The organism is Acidaminococcus sp. (assembly GCF_050873445.1).
Taxonomy (GTDB): domain Bacteria; phylum Bacillota; class Negativicutes; order Acidaminococcales; family Acidaminococcaceae; genus Acidaminococcus.
On sequence record NZ_JBNMIU010000012.1, the window covers coordinates 1 to 15,722 of the forward strand.

A 15,722-nucleotide genomic window follows, 5' to 3' on the forward strand; every position below is an offset into this window, starting at 1 on the left:
GAGAGACCATGACTGAAACCCATCCTGCCGCCCAATCGAACCATATCCTGAACTTCCACCTGGCCTGGCGGTTCTTCCGCACCCTGTGGGGCTTCTATCCTCGGCTGCTGCCCACAATCCTTGTATTGATCCTGGTGAACGCCGGCATCCTGTCCCTGCCTGCCATTTTCATGCAGAAGGTGGTGGCCGCCCTGCAGAAGGCCTGGGACCTGGGCCTGGGCTGGACGGACGTGCAGGGCGAGATCTTCGGCTGCGTACGGATCCTGGCCTTTTTGTATATCATCTCCCTGGCGGCCAATGTGACCTACAACCAGCTGTTGGCCATACTGAACCAGGGCAGCCTGGCCCGGCTCCGGGAAAAGCTGTTCAGTCATCTGGAAACCCTTCCCCTGCGGTATTTCGACCAGCATCAGCGAGGGGATGTCATGAGCTATTTCACCAACGACGTGGATGCCCTGCGGCAGATGATTTCCCAGTCGTTCCCCCAGCTGTGTGTCACGGCAGTGACCCTGACCGCACTCCTGGCTATCATGCTGTATTACAGCCTGTGGATGAGCCTGGTGGTAGTGGGCGGTTCACTGTGGTCCATCGTCATCACCCGGAAAGTGGGAGGCCGCAGCGCTGCCTATTTCATGAAGCAGCAGCATACGCTGGCCGCCTGTGAAGGCTTCATGGAAGAGAGCATCAACGGAAGCAGGGTCATCAAGGTATTTAACCACGAGGCGGCAGCCCGGGCGGAATTCGACCGGGTGAACCAGGAACTGTACGAAGCCTCCTGCAAGGCCAATCAGTATTCCAATACCCTGATGCCGATTTTGAACAACGTGAGCTACCTCATCTATATCATCGTGGCCTGCGCCGGGGGCTTTTTCCTGGAACATCAGGTGCCCAATCTGTCCGTGTCCGGAATGCTCTTCAGCCTGGCGGTGATGATCCCCTTTCTGGGTATGAGCCGTCAGTTCGCCACCAACATCCAGATGATCTCTCCCCAGATCAATTCCATCGTCATGGGCATGGCAGGAGCACAGCGGATCTTTGACCTTCTGGATGAACAGCCTGAGCAGGACGGGGGCAGCGTGGTACTGCAGTCCCTGCCCCGGAAAGAAGGGAGAGGCGTGCGCCACTGGGCCTGGGCCATCCCCCATGCAGAGGGGCAGCCGGAACTGCGGCCGCTCACCGGCGAAGTGCACTTTGCCCATGTAGATTTCGGATATGAGCCCGGCAAGACCATCCTCCACGACATCACCATCGATGCCCTGCCCGGGCAGAAGATTGCCCTGGTGGGGGCTACCGGCGCCGGTAAGACTACGATCACCAATCTGCTGAACCGGTTCTATGACATTTCCGCAGGCACCATTACTTATGACGACATTCCCCTGGAGCAGATCCAGAAGCCGTCCCTGCGGAAATCCCTGGGCATCGTGCTGCAGGATACAGTGCTGTTTACTGCCAGCGTGCTGGAAAACATCCGGTACGGGCGGCTGGAGGCTACTGACGAAGAGTGCATCGCAGCGGCGAAACTGGCCGGAGCCGATGCTTTCATCCGCCATCTGCCCCATGGATATGATACCGTGTTAAAAGGTGCCGGGGCCAGCCTGAGCCAGGGACAGTGCCAGCTTTTGGCCATTGCCCGGGCTGCCGTGGCCGATCCCCCGGTGATGATCCTTGACGAAGCAACCTCCAGTATTGATACCCGGACGGAACAGATCGTACAGCGGGGTATGGATGCCCTGATGGAAGGAAGGACGGTCTTTGTCATCGCCCATCGGCTTTCCACTGTGCGCAATGCCGACCAGATCCTGGTGTTGGACCAGGGACGGATCGTTGAGCGGGGCAGCCATCAGCAGCTGCTGGCGAAGAAAGGGATGTACTACCAGTTGTATACCGGAGCATTCGAGCTTGAGTAGAGGTATAAGGAATCATACACCCAGATCATGCAGATGAGGATTGGCGTCCTGCCCGCCATCTTTTGACTGGTATTCCTGGCAGAAGCGGATAAAGGCCTTCACGGCCCGTGGGGTATATTCCTTCTGGGGCAAAAGCAGGAAAAATTCCCGATCGGTAACCGGCAGACCCACCTTGTAAAAGGCCAGGCCCCTGTCATAGGGATTGACCAGCCGATTGCAGATAAAAGCCGCCGCATAGCCGGCTTTTGCCAGGTGATAGGCCGTGGCCAGCTGGGAAACCTGGGTCTTGATCCGGGGAACACAGCCTGCAGCCCGGAAGAGTTCTGCCACCCGGTCATGGAGATTGTTGCCTGGACGGAGCAGGATATAGTCCAGGGCAGAAAGTGCTTCAAGAGGAAGGACAGGGCAGGAGGCTTCCAGGTATTTTTCGGCTGCTACCTGTTCTGCGGAAAGCGCATATTGCCCGTATTGCTGTTGAAAGGGATGAGCGGAGGGGACGGCCAGGAGGATGGTATCATGGAAAATCCGGTAGTGCCTGAAAGCCGCGACGAATTCCGGATCACAGCTGAAGGTCAGGTCCAGCTGGCGCTCTTTCAGCAGGGAGGCCAGATGGGCAGAGCTGCTCTCCAATAAATCAATCTGGATGCCGGGATAGGACGAACTGAAATGGGTCAGCAGCGGGGGCAGGATATGGGCGTTGAGATAATGGGATCCTCCGATTCGGAGACTGCCGGTAATCAGGTCCGCCAGATCCTTTAACTGCCGCTGCATTGTTTCTTCTACCGTCCTGATCTTGCGCAGTCCGCGTATGTAGATGGCACCCGCTTCCGTCAGCTGGAGCGGGTGCTTTTTTCGATCGAACAGAGGCATGCCCAGCCGGGTTTCCGCCTTACGGATCGCAATGCTGAGGGCGGGCTGGGTCATATGCAGCACATCTGCTGCTTTGGAAAAACTGCCATAGCGGGCAATGGTCAATATATATTCATTATCCAGTTCCACAGGGAATTTTCCTCCTTTTGGATGTTTCAAAACAGTATAAAACATATTTATAGATATGTAAATAACATTTAATTGCTTTTATGTACAGAAAATTCTATTATAATGGCAAAGAGATTCCAAAGGGGAGGAAATGCAATGAAAGTCAATGCGCTATTAATGGATGAAAAAGATAACGTAGTGACCTGTGTGGAAGAAATTCCGGCGGGAGCCACTGTGGTATATCGGGATGGAGACCGGGAATGTACGGTCAAGGCAGAAGAAACCATCCCTTACTGCCATAAGATTGCGCTGCAGGATCTTGCAGTCGGTGAGGAAGTCCTGAAATATGGGGAAAGCCTGGGAAAACTTGTTGCTCCGGTTGCCAAAGGGCACTGGGTCAATGATAACAATTTAAAAAGTGTTCCCCGGGATTATGATGCGGAACGGGTTGGAGAACAGTGGACAACCACGGCGAAACAGTCCACAGGGGATGCGGATCTGAAGGAAATGTCCTTCTGGGGGTATCGGCGGGCAGAAGGCCGTCCGGGCATCCGGAACCACGTGCTGATCCTCCCCACCTGCGCCTGCGGCAGTGAAACCTGCCGGGTAGTGGCCAGCCAGGTGCGGGGCGCCGTCAATATCATCTTCAATACGGGCTGCAGCGACGTGGCAGCCAACACGGAGATGAGCCAGAAAGTGCTGACGGGTTTTGCCACCAACCCCAATGTCTATGGGGTGGTGATCATCGGCCTGGGCTGTGAAACTGTCGGCCATGCCAAACTGGCGGAGAAAATCCGGAAAATGACCAGCAAACCCGTTGTGGATTTCGGGATCCAGGACGAGGGAGGTACCCTCAAGACCATTGAAAAAGCTGTACGGGCAGCTCGGGATATGGCTCAGGAAGCGGGACGGCAGCAGAAGGAACAGTTCCCCATGAGCGAATTTTTCCTGGGCATCGAATGCGGCGGCAGTGATGCCACCAGCGGCATTGCCAGCAATCCGGCTGTAGGGGAAGCCAGTGATATCCTGGTGGATCTGGGCGCCACCAGTATGATGAGTGAATCCATCGAATGGATCGGCGGGGAACACATCCTGGCCAAACGGGCTGCAACGCCTGAAATCCACAACCAGATCATTGAAGTCTGCCGGGCTTACGAAAAGCATCTGGCCGGGGCTGGACAGGACTGCCGGGCCGGGCAGCCCACGCCGGGCAACAAAGCCGGGGGCCTTTCCACTCTGGATGAAAAGAGCCTGGGCTGCATTCGCAAAGGCGGCACCCGCCCCATCCAGGAAGTCCTGGAACAGGCCCAAAAGCCTTCCCGAAAGGGCGCTCTGGTAATGGATACGGCAGGGTATGATATTTCTTCCGTGACCAGCATGGTGGCTGCCGGCTGCCAGGCTGTCATCTTCACTACCGGCCGGGGTACTCCTACCGGCAATGCCATTGCACCGGTCATCAAGGTAACCGCCAATGGACGGACGTATCAGAAAATGGAAGACAACATGGATGTAGACCTCAGTGCCATTGTCCGGGGCGAAAAGACCTACAAGCAGATGGGCCGGGAACTGGTGGATGAAATCCATGATGTGGCCAACGGAAAACTGACCAAGGCAGAAGCCTACGGGTTCTCCGATATTGCGGTGGACCATGTGTGCCGGTACGTGTAAGCAAGCGGGAAAAGAAAGAAGGCAATCAAAATGGGATTTATCTGTAAACCCTGGAATCGTTTGAGTCTGTTCACCCGGATTATGATCGGGTTTGTACTGGGCATCCTGGCAGGGCTGTTTTTCGGTCCAAAGGCTGCCATCCTGAATCCGCTGGGTACCATCCTGACCCGGCTGCTGACCATGGTGGTTGCACCCATGGTGCTGTGCCTCCTGGTAGTCGCCGCAGCTGATGTGGGGGACGGGAAAAAACTGGGCCGTATGGGTGTCAAGACGGTGGCATCCTTCCTGATTTCCACTGCGGTTGCCATTGTCGTGGGCCTGTTCTTCTCCAACCTGTTCCATGTAGGGACGGGGGTGGACCTGTCCGGTACGGTACAGGCAGTGCAGAAAAGCAACAAGGACGTATCTCTCATCGGTACGCTGGTCAATATCATTCCGTCCAACCCCTTCCAGTCTCTTGCCCAGCAGAACCTGCTGCAGATTATTTTCTTTGCCCTGATCCTGGGCTTCTGCCTGATGAAAATGGGAAAGAAGGGTGAACCCCTCCTGAACATTTTCCGGGTCGGCAAGGATGTTATGGGCGAGCTGACCAACCGGGTCCTGGAATTCACTCCGTATGGTGTGTTCGGTCTGATGGCCACTGTGGTAGGGAAAAACGGCTCTGCCATCATGATTCCTTATCTGAAATGCATTGCCGCTTTGTACCTGTCCGGCTTCCTGTATGTCATCGTAGTGCAGGCAGGGGTCATGGGAGGCATGATCGGTCATATTTCACCGCTGCGCTTCCTGCGGACTATGAAAGAAGCTATGGCCTTCGTCTTTGCTACCTGTTCTTCGGTAGCGACGATCCCCATTAACCTGAAATGCACCAAGAACCTGGGTGTGGATGAAGACACTGCCAACTTCGTCATTCCCTTTGGCGCCGTCATGAACATGAACGGGACGGCTATTTACGAAGCAGTTGCTGTTGTCTTCACTGCCGAAATCTTCGGTATCCAGTTAAGTGCTACCGATCAGCTGATGGTCATGGTTTCCGCCACGTTGGCTGCCATCGGGACGGCCGGGATCCCCGGTTCCGGGCTGGTGATGCTGACTATCGTCCTCAGTGCGGACCATCTGCCCATGGAAGCGATCGGGCTGCTGGCCGGGATCGACCGGATCCTGAATATGGGACGGGTTATTCCCAACATCGTAGGCGATGCTGCTTCCGCTGTGGTCATTGCCAAAACCGAAGGAACGTTGAAGAACGAATAAGGGCTGCCTGGACAAGTCTGTTGATAGTCAAAAGGAGCTGTGGAATCATGGCTGCTTAGACACGAAAGGGGACTTTCGATTCCTGCGAATCGAAAGTCCCCTTTCGTGTCAGGATTTAACTGCTTATGAAAGATTTGACTGTGTTGAGCGCACCAATATTCTGGCCGCAGAGTAAGGGATGCCTTTTGTGGTCTGGTGGTTTTTCATTCTGGATTGCCAAATGTGACGGTAAAATTGCCGATAATGACGGCTTGCATTTTTGACGGGAGGAATTTTTGCTTTCCTGTCGAATGGTATCTCCATAATCATTTTAAGGAGGTATCATCCGTGGACAAAATCAAACCCTTTGAAGAACTGACCTTTCTGGATAACTTCATGTTCCAGTGTGTCCTTCGCAACAAACGGATCTGTAAGTACATGATTGAGAAAATCCTGCAGATCAAAATCCAGGACTTGCATTATCAGGATTACGAAAAGACAATCAATATGGGTCTGGTCAGTAAGGGGATCCGACTGGATGTGTACGTAGAAGACAAGGAGGGCCGGGTGTACGACATCGAAATGCAGTGCACCAATGCTTCAAACAATGGGCTGGCCAAACGGAGCCGTTTTTACCAGGCCATGATTGATATGGAACTTTTGGGTAAAGGGGAGAAGTATGAGAAACTGAACCCTTCCTATGTAATCTTCATTTGTACCTTTGATCCCTTTGCCGCAAATCTACCGATTTATACATTCACGCATTGCTGTGAAGAGGATAATACAGTAAAATTAAATGATGAGGAGACTCGTGTGTTCTTAAATAGTAAAGGCAGCGAAAATGCTGCTGATCCGGATATCGTAGCCTTTCTCCGCTACGTGGATGGCAAAGCTCCGGAAGGGGAGTTTGTCAGAAGCGTGGACCAGGAAGTCCAGCGGGTCAAAGGTTTGGAAAAAGTGAGGCGAGAATATATGATTTTGAGTGATGAAATCAGAAGACGCCAGGAAGAAGCTCGAATAGAAGGCCTTGCGGAAGGCCTTGCGGAAGGCCGTGCAGAAGGTCGCACGGAAGGAATTGAACAGGAACAAAACAGAAATATCCTAGGTATGCTGCGGGAAAAAATCTCTATGGAAACCATCGCCCGCATTACAAAGGTATCGGTGGAACAAATCAGGGAATTAGGAAAGTCAAACGGTATATTGTAAAAGAACGGCGGCAGGCTTGCTTTGACATCTTGAAGTGAGCGCAGCGAGCGAATCTGACCTCTCCGTGCTGTCCCTCTCCTTGCGGAAATATCGAAAAAAGTGTATAATTAAAACGATAATTTTTATTCTTAACGTTGGGAGATGTGCGAGCCGCATGAATAAATTCGTTCTGACTGCTGTTGTTTTTTCTTCGCTGACTGTTTCCGTTTCTGCTTCTGCTGCCGGTATGGTGCGGCGGGCTGTACCCTTTACTTACGGGGTACGTTCTACGGCTCCTGCCCATAAGACTGCCAGTTATTCTGCTGCCGCCAATTCTTCTTATCGGGTTCGCACCCGGACTTCCAGTAAAAATACGCCGCTGGTCTACAATTCCATTTCCACCAAACAGGCCTATGCCTGGCGCAGAGATTTCGGTAAAAGCAACCTGCGCAAATGGAGCAGCGCGGAAGGGATGGATACACCCTGGAGAAGCAATGATGTGACGGATACGGTGCATTTCAAAGCATCCACTGTTGCTTTCCTGGACCATCTGAACGATCTGGCACGCCGCAACAACGTGACTTTCGTGATTACCGGCGGTTCTGAAAAAGGATACCATGCCCTGGGGACCTACTCCCACGGCAACGGCTACAAGGTGGATATTTCTGATGACGGCGCCATGTGGGGCAGCAAGGCCTTCAAAGTCCTGCATCTGGCCCTGGCACCCTTCAAACATGAAATCGTTCACGAACTGGACAACGCCCATTATGATATCACCATTTTCCCCCAGAATTATCGGGGACGGTATTCCATGGGATATAAGTTTTAATCAAAAAGAACTGCCGCAAATTGTTGTGCGGCAGTTCTTTTTTGATTGATATTCCTGAACTATTTCGGGGGGCGATAAGGGGATTCACATCCCCTTGATCCCGGTTCCGTCGAACAGCGGTATGAACTGACTGTCGGCGCTGGAAGCTTCCTGGACGAAACCGTCTTCCACAGGGCTCTGGAACAGGTAGTCTTCTACTTCTTGGTATTCCTCATCAGACAGGGGACTGGCAATTTCCGGATACTGTCCGCTGGCAGCCTTGCTGCAGGGTACATACTGCCGCATTAGGCTGAACAGGACTTCGCCGGGGCCGAAATGGTCTGCCACCCAGTCGATGATCCGTTTGCTGTCTTTTGTCTGTCCGGGCAGGATCATATGACGGATAATCACACCCTTCTTCAAAAGGCCCGTTTCCTGGTCCAATTGGTAGGGCCCTGTCTGCCTGTACATTTCCAGAATGGCTTTCGTGGCGATTGCAAAATAATCTTTTGCATGGCTGTAATGCAGAGCGGCTTCTTCATTTACATATTTTAGGTCGGGCAGGTAAATCTGCACCTTGCCTTCCAGCTGCTGCAGGGTCTCCACCTTTTCATAGCCTCCGCAGTTGTATACCACTGGCACAGGCAGTTTCGGTTCCAGGGATTCCAGGATGGTGGGAAGAAAGTGGCTAGGGGTCACCAGATTGATGTTGTGGGCTCCCTGGGTGATCAGGTTCTGATATACCTGTCGCAGGCCCTCGGCTGTTACCGGCCAGCCTTTGCCTCCACAGCTGATTTCACTGTTCTGGCAGAACACGCACTGCAGGGTGCAGCCCGAAAAGAACACCGTACCGCTGCCACCGCTGGTACCGCTGATGCAGGGTTCCTCCCACAGGTGCAGGGCCGCCCGGGCGGCTTTTGGCTGCCAGGGCATGCGGCAGTAGCCATAGGTGCCGGCCGCACCGTCGATGACAGGCCGTTCCACCCGGCATTCGTGGGGACAAAGGGTACAAAGGGTCATAAAAAAGAGCCTTCTTTCGTGTATGATGTGTTTATTATACCACAAACAGGGCCATGAGCTTTGTACCATCAGCTGAAGGAAGCCAAGCCGCTTCTGGCTGGTGGTGTACTTTCTGGCGGCTGCAATGAATCCCATTGACATCATCCCTCCTCTCATATTATAATTTGGGCAACGGATCATGTGACTGACGGAAGTGGGTTTACCCACAGGGAGCATGATCTTTGCTTGCCGACCGTCTGGGCACCTGAGTGGGTCCCGGGGCGGTTTTTTTATTTGGTCAATTAAGGAGGAATCGTTCATGAAAGAATTGAAACTGAAGTATGGCTGCAACCCCAACCAGATCCCTGCCCGGATCTTCATGGCCAGCGGTGCTGATCTGCCTGTAACCGTGCTGAACGGCAAACCGGGTTACATCAACTTCCTGGATGCCTTCAACAGCTGGCAGCTGGTAAAGGAACTGAAACGGGCTACGGGTTTGCCTGCCGCCGCTTCCTTCAAACATGTAAGCCCCGCCGGTGCGGCTGTGGGCCTGCCTCTGACGGATACTCTGAAAAAAATCTACGGCGTGGAACATCTGGAACTGTCCCCGCTGGCCGCTGCCTATGCCCGTGCCCGTGGAGCCGACCGCATGAGTTCCTTCGGCGACTGGGTGGCCCTGTCCGATGTGTGTGACAAAGCCACTGCCCTGGTTCTGCAGCATGAAGTATCCGACGGCGTCATTGCACCGGGCTATGAACCGGAAGCGCTGGAAATCCTGTCCGCAAAGAAAAAAGGCCGCTACAATGTGGTGCAGATCGATCCGGATTACGAACCGGAAGAACTGGAACGGAAACAGGTCTTCGGCGTTACCTTTGAACAGAAACGGAACAACGACCACATTACTACCGACCTGCTGCAGGATCGTCCCACCAAAAACAAGGATATCCCTGAAGCTGCACAGCGGGATCTGCTGATCGCCATGATTACCTTGAAATACACTCAGTCCAACTCCGTGTGCTACGTCAAAGATGGCCAGACCATCGGCGTGGGAGCCGGCCAGCAGAGCCGGATCCACTGCACCCGTCTGGCAGGGGACAAGGCTGATAAATGGTGGCTGAGACAATGTCCGAAAGTCCTGAACCTGCCGTTCAAGACGGACATCCGTCGCCCGGACAAGGACAATACCATCGACGTGTACACTTCCGACGATTGGGAAGATGTACTGGCTGACGGCACCTGGGAACTGTTCTTCACCGAAAAACCCGAACCCATGACCCGGGAAGAACGGAAGGCATGGATTGCCCAGAACACCGGTGTTTCCCTGGGCTCCGATGCTTTCTTCCCGTTTGGCGACAATATCGAACGGGCCCATCGCAGCGGCGTGGAATACGTGGCCCAGACCGGCGGCAGCATCCGTGACCAGAACGTGATCGACACCTGTGACAAGTATGGCATCGCTATGGCCATGACCGGCGTCCGCCTGTTCCATCATTGATCATGGGAGCGTGCATCTTTCCACGTCCTTCACAAAAACATTTTTCCACAAAACTGTTGACAAAGGTTATAAAACCGTTTATAATAAGCACCATCAAGTTCAAAAATGTAACCAACAATGACTGCGAAGGAAAAAAGATCAGGATGCTGAATCTCCAGAGAGTCGGCAGGTGCTGCGAGCCGACGGTTCAATCCTGAATGATAACTGGTTCCAGAGTCGTCCGGGTGATACGTAGTCCGGAACGGGAGGTCCCGTTACAGACCTTAGCCTTACAGCGAACGTGAGAGGCGAAAGGGTCGGCGTAAGTCGGCTGAACAAGGGTGGTACAGCGTGGAATTTTATCCTCGCCCCTTCATTTTCATGAGGGGCGGGGATTTTTTACCCGCCTCGGAAAACCAAGGAGGAATTGATTATGCATAAGCCCATTAAAAAGTATATCCCGTTTCAAGGTGTCAGCCTGCCCGACCGTACCTGGCCGGATCAAGTGATCACCAAGCCCCCCGTCTGGTGCAGCGTCGATCTGCGTGACGGCAACCAGGCTCTGGTCACTCCAATGCAGCTGGAAGAAAAACTGCTGCTGTTCACCACCCTGGTGAAAATCGGCTTCAAAGAAATCGAAGTGGGATTCCCTTCCGCTTCCGATACGGAATACGAAATCCTCCGGACCCTGATCGAGGATCACTACATCCCCGATGACGTGACCATCCAGGTATTGGTTCAGGCCAGGCCCGAACTGATCAAGAAGACTTTCGAAGCTGTGGACGGCGCCAAGAATGTCATCATCCACTTCTATAATTCCACGTCCACCCTGCAGCGGAAAATCGTGTTCCGCAAGGACATGGCAGGCATCACCAAAATCGCTGTGGATGGGGCCAAACTGATCCGGGAACTGACCGAAAAGGAAGTGGCCAAGAGCGGCATGAATATCCGCTATGAGTACTCCCCTGAAAGCTTCACCGGTACCGAAACCGACTATGCTGTGGAAATCTGTGAAGCTGTCATGGATACCCTGGGTGCCACCAAAGAAAACCCGGTGATCATCAACCTGCCCTCCACTGTGGAAATGTCCACGCCCAACACCTATGCTGACCAGATCGAATACTTCATCCGTCATCTGAAGGATCGGGATCGTGCCATCATCAGCCTGCATCCTTATAACGACAGAGGTGAAGGCGTAGCTGCTACTGAACTGGCATTGATGGCCGGCGCTGACCGGGTAGAAGGGACCCTGTTCGGCAACGGCGAACGGACCGGCAATGTGGATATCGTCACCCTGGCTCTGAACATGTACACCCACAATATCGATCCGAAACTGGACTTCTCCCATATCAACCGGATCAAACGGATCTGTGAACGGGTGACCAAGATGAAGGTGGAACCGCGTCATCCCTATGCCGGGGAACTGGTCTTCACCGCATTTTCCGGGTCCCACCAGGATGCCATCCGCAAGGGGTTCAAATATATGGCGGATACCAACAGCCGGTACTGGGAAGTTCCATATCTGCCTATTAACCCGGCGGATATCCACCGGGAGTACGAACCGGTCATCCGGATCAACAGCCAGAGCGGCAAGGGCGGTGCAGCCTTTGTGATGCAGCAGGCTGTGGGGTACTATCTGCCCAAGGAGATGCATCCGGAATTCGGCCATATGGTCAAAGCCGCTGCCGATGAATACGGAGATGAACTGAGTGCTACCCAGATCGTGGAACTGTTCAACAAGAAGTACGTGGACTTTAGTGGCAAGTATGAACTGAAAGCCCATAAGGTGTACGATAACCACGACGGCGATGAGAACACCAGTACCACCTTTGAAGGGGATATCAAGGCTGACGGCACCGAGATGCACATTACCGGTGACGGCAACGGGCCCATCGATGCGTTCTTCAACGCTCTGAACAAAATCGGGGTGGACGGGTTCGAATTCATCAACTACCATGAACACGCCATCAGCCAGGGGTCCAATTCCAAGGCCATTTCCTACATTGAACTGAAAAAACCGGATGGCAAGCACATCTTCGGTGTAGGCATCCATCCCAACATCAACACCGCTTCCCTTCTGGGCATCGTAAACGCCATCAACCGTGCCATTGCAGGGGAGGAATAAGGCACAGTCACTGGCTACCAGTGGCTGGAGCCGCAGGCATTTCAGCTATCTTAAAAAAAAGTTGCATCTTCTAACCTCTTGTGCTATAATTACATTCGTTCGGTAAACACGCCCGTAGCTCAGTGGATAGAGCAACGGCCTCCGGAGCCGTGTGCGGTGGTTCGATTCCACTCGGGCGTACCATTCAAAAATTACCTCATAGTTCGCGTCAGCGGGGTATGAGGTTTTTTGTTACACGGAACCTTTTTTCAGACAGACGAAAAAGACAAAACGTGCTATAATAAAAAAGTTGTCAATCCAGTGCGAGAGAAAAGAGGTTATGCCGTGGTTACAATCACTGATCGCGTGCGTTTTTCAGAAACGGATCTGATGGCGGTGGTCCATCATACCAACTACCTGCGCTGGTTCGAAGCCGGGCGGGTGGCGTATTTCCGCGAGGCGGGCATCAATCTGAACGATTTGCAGAAGGCCGGATACATGATCCCCATTGTGGATGTCCAGGCCCATTTCAGGCAGTCGGCCCGTTTCGATGATATCTATGAAGTCCAGACCACCCTGGTGAAAGTCAGCCGCATTACCATTGAATTCCGGTATCAGATTTTCCGGAAGAACGATGGTGCCTTACTGGTGGAAGGCACTTCCCGGAATGCGTTTGTGAACCTGGAAGGGAAGCCGGAGCGGCTGAGAGGGGAATATTTTGACAAATTGCAGCAATTGGCTGCTCAAGAAAGGGAGATCCAAGCATGATCAATGTGATTTTACTGATTCTGGGGTTGTGCGTGCTGGGGCTGCTGGTAATGATCGTCTATGCCGCCTTGAAACCTACCGATGCGACCCGGGTAGTGATGGAAGAAAAAACTCCGCTGAAACTGGACCATCTGGACCATGATACAGCGGTCCTGAGTTTTGAAGTTCCCCTGCGGAACAAGTGCCAGGAGAGCGCCGCCATCACCGATTGTTTCGTACGGCCCTACCTGCCTCAGGAACAGTTCCCGGATGCCTGGGCGGAAGGCAATGTGGAAAAGAGCGACCGTCGCCGTGACGACCATTATTTCGAAGCTCTGGTGCTGAAAGAATGGTCTGAATGGAAACTGATCGTCACCCTGACTCTCCATGCCCGCAACGGTAAGGATATGCGCGATCTGCTGCAGCATATGGTGGATATGGACAGCTGCATCTTCGTATGCGGCGTGGGCCGGAAAGCCCATTACGTACGGAAATTCTTCTTCACGGTGTTTGCAGATGAACTGAAGAAACTGGGGGGTGCCTACAATGGCTGAGAAATATGAAATCATTCCGATTCCGACCCGGATTTTGACGGTCCATGACAACATCGTGGACGCAGTACGGGAATTCGGCGGGGACAAAATCGGCCCCCGTGATGTGGTATGTGTAGCTGAAAGTGTGGTGGCCATCACCCAAAACCGGGCTATCCGTCCTGAAAGCCTGAAGATTTCCTTTGCAGCCAAAGTGCTGAGCCAGTTGTTCCCCGGTATCGGGAGCATCGGCAACTGGTCCGCCATGCAGAGCCTGCTGAACGAATCCGGGACCCTGAAGGTGCTGTTCGCTGTGGTGTGCGGCTTCTTCGCAAAATGTGTGGGCAAGAACGGCGTCTTCTATATGATGGGCGGTGAACAGGCCCGTTTGATCGATGATATCACCGGGACCATGCCTCCCTATGATAAGCACATCGTGCTGGGGCCCAAGAACCCGGTGAAGGTATCCGAAAGTATCAAAGAAGGGTTGGGCTGCTTCGGTGCGGCTGTGGCCGACGTCAACGACCTGAAACGGTCCTGCTGCCTGGGATGCACCCGGGGTGTGGATCCCCGCAAGGTGGAACGGATTCTGATCAACAACCCCTTTGGCAATGACAGCCAGAAGACCCCGATCTGCGTCATTAAAAACTATATCGATTAAAACCTCAGGCCAGGGATGGGCGCACCGGGCGACACGGCTTCGCCGGTCTTGGTGCGCCCCTACGGATTTTCGTCGAACATCCGATGGTATACCGTATGGATTCGTAGGGGTCTACCAAGATTTTTGCCGAAGGCAAAATATCGCCCGGTAGACCCATCCCGGGCCTGCCAGAGGGACAACGACAGGATATGGAAAATATTTTTTCCATATCCTTCTTTTTTGACTGGATTTATCCTGTTTTTATCGGTACAATAAAGGTTGTAGAAAAGGTAGGTGAATTGGATGTTGGAAGTTGTAATCGCAACCCATAATTTGGGTAAAGTAGAGGAGTTCAAATCGCTTATGGATGAACTCGGCATCACCTTTACCTGCCTCAGCGATTATCCCCCTGTGCCGGAACCCGAGGAAACAGGCCGTACTTTTGCGGCCAATGCCCGCCTGAAAGCCCGGTACTATGCCAAAGCCCTGGGGAAGATCTGTCTGGCCGACGATTCCGGCCTGGAAGTGTTGAGCCTGAAAGGGGCTCCCGGTGTGCGTTCTGCCCGGTATGCCGGCGAGGATGCCACTGATGAAGAGAACAACAATCTGCTGCTGGCCAATATGAAACTGCAGGTGCGCCGCAACTGCCGGTTTTTCTGCGCCCTGGCCGTGGCCAATCCCGAAGGGAAAATCCTGCTGGAAAGCGCCGGGATCTGTGACGGCATCCTGCTGCATGAACCCCATGGAACCAACGGCTTTGGTTACGATCCGCTGTTCTGGTCCACGGAACTGCACAAGCCCCTGGGCGAAGCCACCATGGAAGAGAAAAACGGTATCAGCCACCGGGCCAAGGCCATCCGCAAGCTGGTGAACCAATGGAAAAAAATGAACAAATGAGAATCGGGGTGGTCAGTGACACCCACGGCGATCTCCATGCCCTGCATCAGGTACTGGACCAGGCAGGAGAAGTGGATCTGTGGCTCCACGCCGGTGATTACAGCCAGGATGCTCCTTACATCGAGGAAGAAACCGGTATCCCCGTGTATGCTGTGTGCGGCAACTGCGACAGCTATACCGACCGGGCCCCGGCCGAACTGGTGACGAAGCAGCTGGGCTTTACCCTGGCCATGACTCACGGCCATCGGTACGTGCGGTACAATGACTGGAGCCGGCTCTTCTATTTTGGGGAAGAAAAACACGCCGATGTGGTGATCTTCGGCCACATCCACGTGCCTGTATGTATGGAAGAAGAAGGCATCCTGCTGGTGAACCCCGGCAGTCCCAGTCGACCCCGCAATGGGGTGCCCAGTTTTGGAATCCTGACGCTGGAAAAAGGGAAAAAGCCCAAGTTCGAAGTGGTAGAAGTGAAAGAATAAGATAAGTGCGGATCTGGGAACATCCGCCGCCATTGCAAAACGCAACGGTCTCCCGCCCCTGGAAGGGGCAGAT

The 15,722-nt window shown here is 53.6% G+C and carries 14 protein-coding genes, 1 tRNA gene and 1 riboswitch; of the genes, 13 read left to right on the top strand and 2 right to left on the bottom strand.

Going from position 1 to position 15,722, the window contains the following annotated elements; genetic code table 11:
* Positions 1-8 precede the first annotated feature (8 nt).
* The gene (locus ACR0QW_RS03405) at positions 9-1,907 is read left to right on the top strand and encodes an ABC transporter ATP-binding protein (RefSeq protein ID WP_432642356.1); all 1,899 of its coding nucleotides are present in this window, start codon (positions 9-11) and stop codon (positions 1,905-1,907) included.
* A gap of 12 nt (positions 1,908-1,919) precedes the next feature.
* On the opposite strand, the gene ACR0QW_RS03410 is transcribed toward ACR0QW_RS03405, so the two are convergent.
* Positions 1,920-2,906, bottom strand: coding sequence for a LysR family transcriptional regulator (locus ACR0QW_RS03410; RefSeq protein ID WP_432642320.1), 987 nt, complete (start codon positions 2,904-2,906; stop codon positions 1,920-1,922).
* A gap of 486 nt (positions 2,907-3,392) precedes the next feature.
* Between ACR0QW_RS03410 and ACR0QW_RS03415 the strand changes: the two genes are divergently transcribed.
* From ACR0QW_RS03415 to ACR0QW_RS03430, 4 genes are all read left to right on the top strand, one after another.
* The gene (locus ACR0QW_RS03415; RefSeq protein ID WP_432642357.1) at positions 3,393-4,553 is read left to right on the top strand and encodes a UxaA family hydrolase; all 1,161 of its coding nucleotides are present in this window, start codon (positions 3,393-3,395) and stop codon (positions 4,551-4,553) included.
* Positions 4,554-4,583: 30 nt separating this feature from the next.
* Complete coding sequence (locus ACR0QW_RS03420; protein WP_432642321.1) at positions 4,584-5,807, top strand: dicarboxylate/amino acid:cation symporter; 1,224 nt, start codon at positions 4,584-4,586, stop codon at positions 5,805-5,807.
* Positions 5,808-6,029: 222 nt separating this feature from the next.
* A complete protein-coding gene (locus ACR0QW_RS03425) occupies positions 6,030-6,992 on the top strand; it encodes an Rpn family recombination-promoting nuclease/putative transposase (protein WP_432642322.1) in 963 nt (320 codons plus the stop codon).
* 154 nt (positions 6,993-7,146) lie between these two features.
* On the top strand, positions 7,147-7,800 hold the full coding sequence (locus ACR0QW_RS03430; protein ID WP_432642323.1) for a hypothetical protein: 654 nt from the start codon (positions 7,147-7,149) through the stop codon (positions 7,798-7,800).
* Between the two features lie 84 nt (positions 7,801-7,884).
* On the opposite strand, the gene ACR0QW_RS03435 is transcribed toward ACR0QW_RS03430, so the two are convergent.
* Positions 7,885-8,799 carry a 4Fe-4S cluster-binding domain-containing protein gene (locus tag ACR0QW_RS03435; protein ID WP_432642324.1) on the bottom strand — a complete coding sequence of 305 codons (915 nt, stop codon included), beginning with the start codon at positions 8,797-8,799 and terminating at the stop codon, positions 7,885-7,887.
* Between the two features lie 170 nt (positions 8,800-8,969).
* Positions 8,970-9,048, top strand: a riboswitch (ZMP/ZTP riboswitch).
* Between the two features lie 49 nt (positions 9,049-9,097).
* Here ACR0QW_RS03435 and ACR0QW_RS03440 point away from each other — a divergent pair.
* The 8 genes from ACR0QW_RS03440 (at position 9,098) to ACR0QW_RS03475 (ending at position 15,649) form a co-directional block, all read left to right on the top strand.
* Positions 9,098-10,273, top strand: a complete 1,176-nt coding sequence (locus ACR0QW_RS03440) for a phosphoribosylaminoimidazolecarboxamide formyltransferase (protein ID WP_432642325.1) — start codon at positions 9,098-9,100, stop codon at positions 10,271-10,273.
* 412 nt (positions 10,274-10,685) lie between these two features.
* Positions 10,686-12,377, top strand: a complete 1,692-nt coding sequence (gene leuA / locus ACR0QW_RS03445; RefSeq protein WP_432642326.1) for a 2-isopropylmalate synthase — start codon at positions 10,686-10,688, stop codon at positions 12,375-12,377.
* Between the two features lie 108 nt (positions 12,378-12,485).
* A tRNA-Arg gene (locus ACR0QW_RS03450) sits at positions 12,486-12,560 on the top strand.
* 141 nt (positions 12,561-12,701) lie between these two features.
* Positions 12,702-13,124: an acyl-CoA thioesterase gene (locus tag ACR0QW_RS03455; protein ID WP_432642327.1), complete on the top strand. Its 423-nt coding sequence runs from the start codon at positions 12,702-12,704 to the stop codon at positions 13,122-13,124.
* Positions 13,121-13,657: a hypothetical protein gene (locus ACR0QW_RS03460; RefSeq protein ID WP_432642328.1), complete on the top strand. Its 537-nt coding sequence runs from the start codon at positions 13,121-13,123 to the stop codon at positions 13,655-13,657. The genes ACR0QW_RS03455 and ACR0QW_RS03460 overlap by 4 nt, the downstream gene beginning before the upstream one ends.
* A complete protein-coding gene (locus tag ACR0QW_RS03465; RefSeq protein ID WP_432642329.1) occupies positions 13,650-14,294 on the top strand; it encodes a coenzyme F420-0:L-glutamate ligase in 645 nt (214 codons plus the stop codon). The genes ACR0QW_RS03460 and ACR0QW_RS03465 overlap by 8 nt, the downstream gene beginning before the upstream one ends.
* Positions 14,295-14,576: 282 nt before the next feature.
* The gene (gene rdgB, locus ACR0QW_RS03470) at positions 14,577-15,170 is read left to right on the top strand and encodes an RdgB/HAM1 family non-canonical purine NTP pyrophosphatase (RefSeq protein ID WP_432642330.1); all 594 of its coding nucleotides are present in this window, start codon (positions 14,577-14,579) and stop codon (positions 15,168-15,170) included.
* Positions 15,149-15,649, top strand: a complete 501-nt coding sequence (locus ACR0QW_RS03475) for a metallophosphoesterase (protein ID WP_432642331.1) — start codon at positions 15,149-15,151, stop codon at positions 15,647-15,649. Before rdgB ends, ACR0QW_RS03475 begins: the two co-directional genes overlap by 22 nt.
* Positions 15,650-15,722: the final 73 nt, after the last annotated feature.

Bases quoted from the DNA above. Each gene is read 5' to 3' on its own strand.
- ACR0QW_RS03420 (WP_432642321.1), top strand. From the start codon at position 4,584: ATGGGATTTATCTGTAAACCCTGGAATCGTTTGAGTCTGTTCACCCGG.
- ACR0QW_RS03440 (WP_432642325.1), top strand. From the start codon at position 9,098: ATGAAAGAATTGAAACTGAAGTATGGCTGCAACCCCAACCAGATCCCT.
- ACR0QW_RS03405 (WP_432642356.1), top strand. From the start codon at position 9: ATGACTGAAACCCATCCTGCCGCCCAATCGAACCATATCCTGAACTTC.
- leuA (WP_432642326.1), top strand. From the start codon at position 10,686: ATGCATAAGCCCATTAAAAAGTATATCCCGTTTCAAGGTGTCAGCCTG.
- ACR0QW_RS03465 (WP_432642329.1), top strand. From the start codon at position 13,650: ATGGCTGAGAAATATGAAATCATTCCGATTCCGACCCGGATTTTGACG.
- ACR0QW_RS03415 (WP_432642357.1), top strand. From the start codon at position 3,393: ATGTCCTTCTGGGGGTATCGGCGGGCAGAAGGCCGTCCGGGCATCCGG.
- ACR0QW_RS03460 (WP_432642328.1), top strand. From the start codon at position 13,121: ATGATCAATGTGATTTTACTGATTCTGGGGTTGTGCGTGCTGGGGCTG.
- rdgB (WP_432642330.1), top strand. From the start codon at position 14,577: ATGTTGGAAGTTGTAATCGCAACCCATAATTTGGGTAAAGTAGAGGAG.
- ACR0QW_RS03475 (WP_432642331.1), top strand. From the start codon at position 15,149: ATGGAAAAAAATGAACAAATGAGAATCGGGGTGGTCAGTGACACCCAC.
- ACR0QW_RS03435 (WP_432642324.1), bottom strand. From the start codon at position 8,799: ATGACCCTTTGTACCCTTTGTCCCCACGAATGCCGGGTGGAACGGCCT.
- ACR0QW_RS03430 (WP_432642323.1), top strand. From the start codon at position 7,147: ATGAATAAATTCGTTCTGACTGCTGTTGTTTTTTCTTCGCTGACTGTT.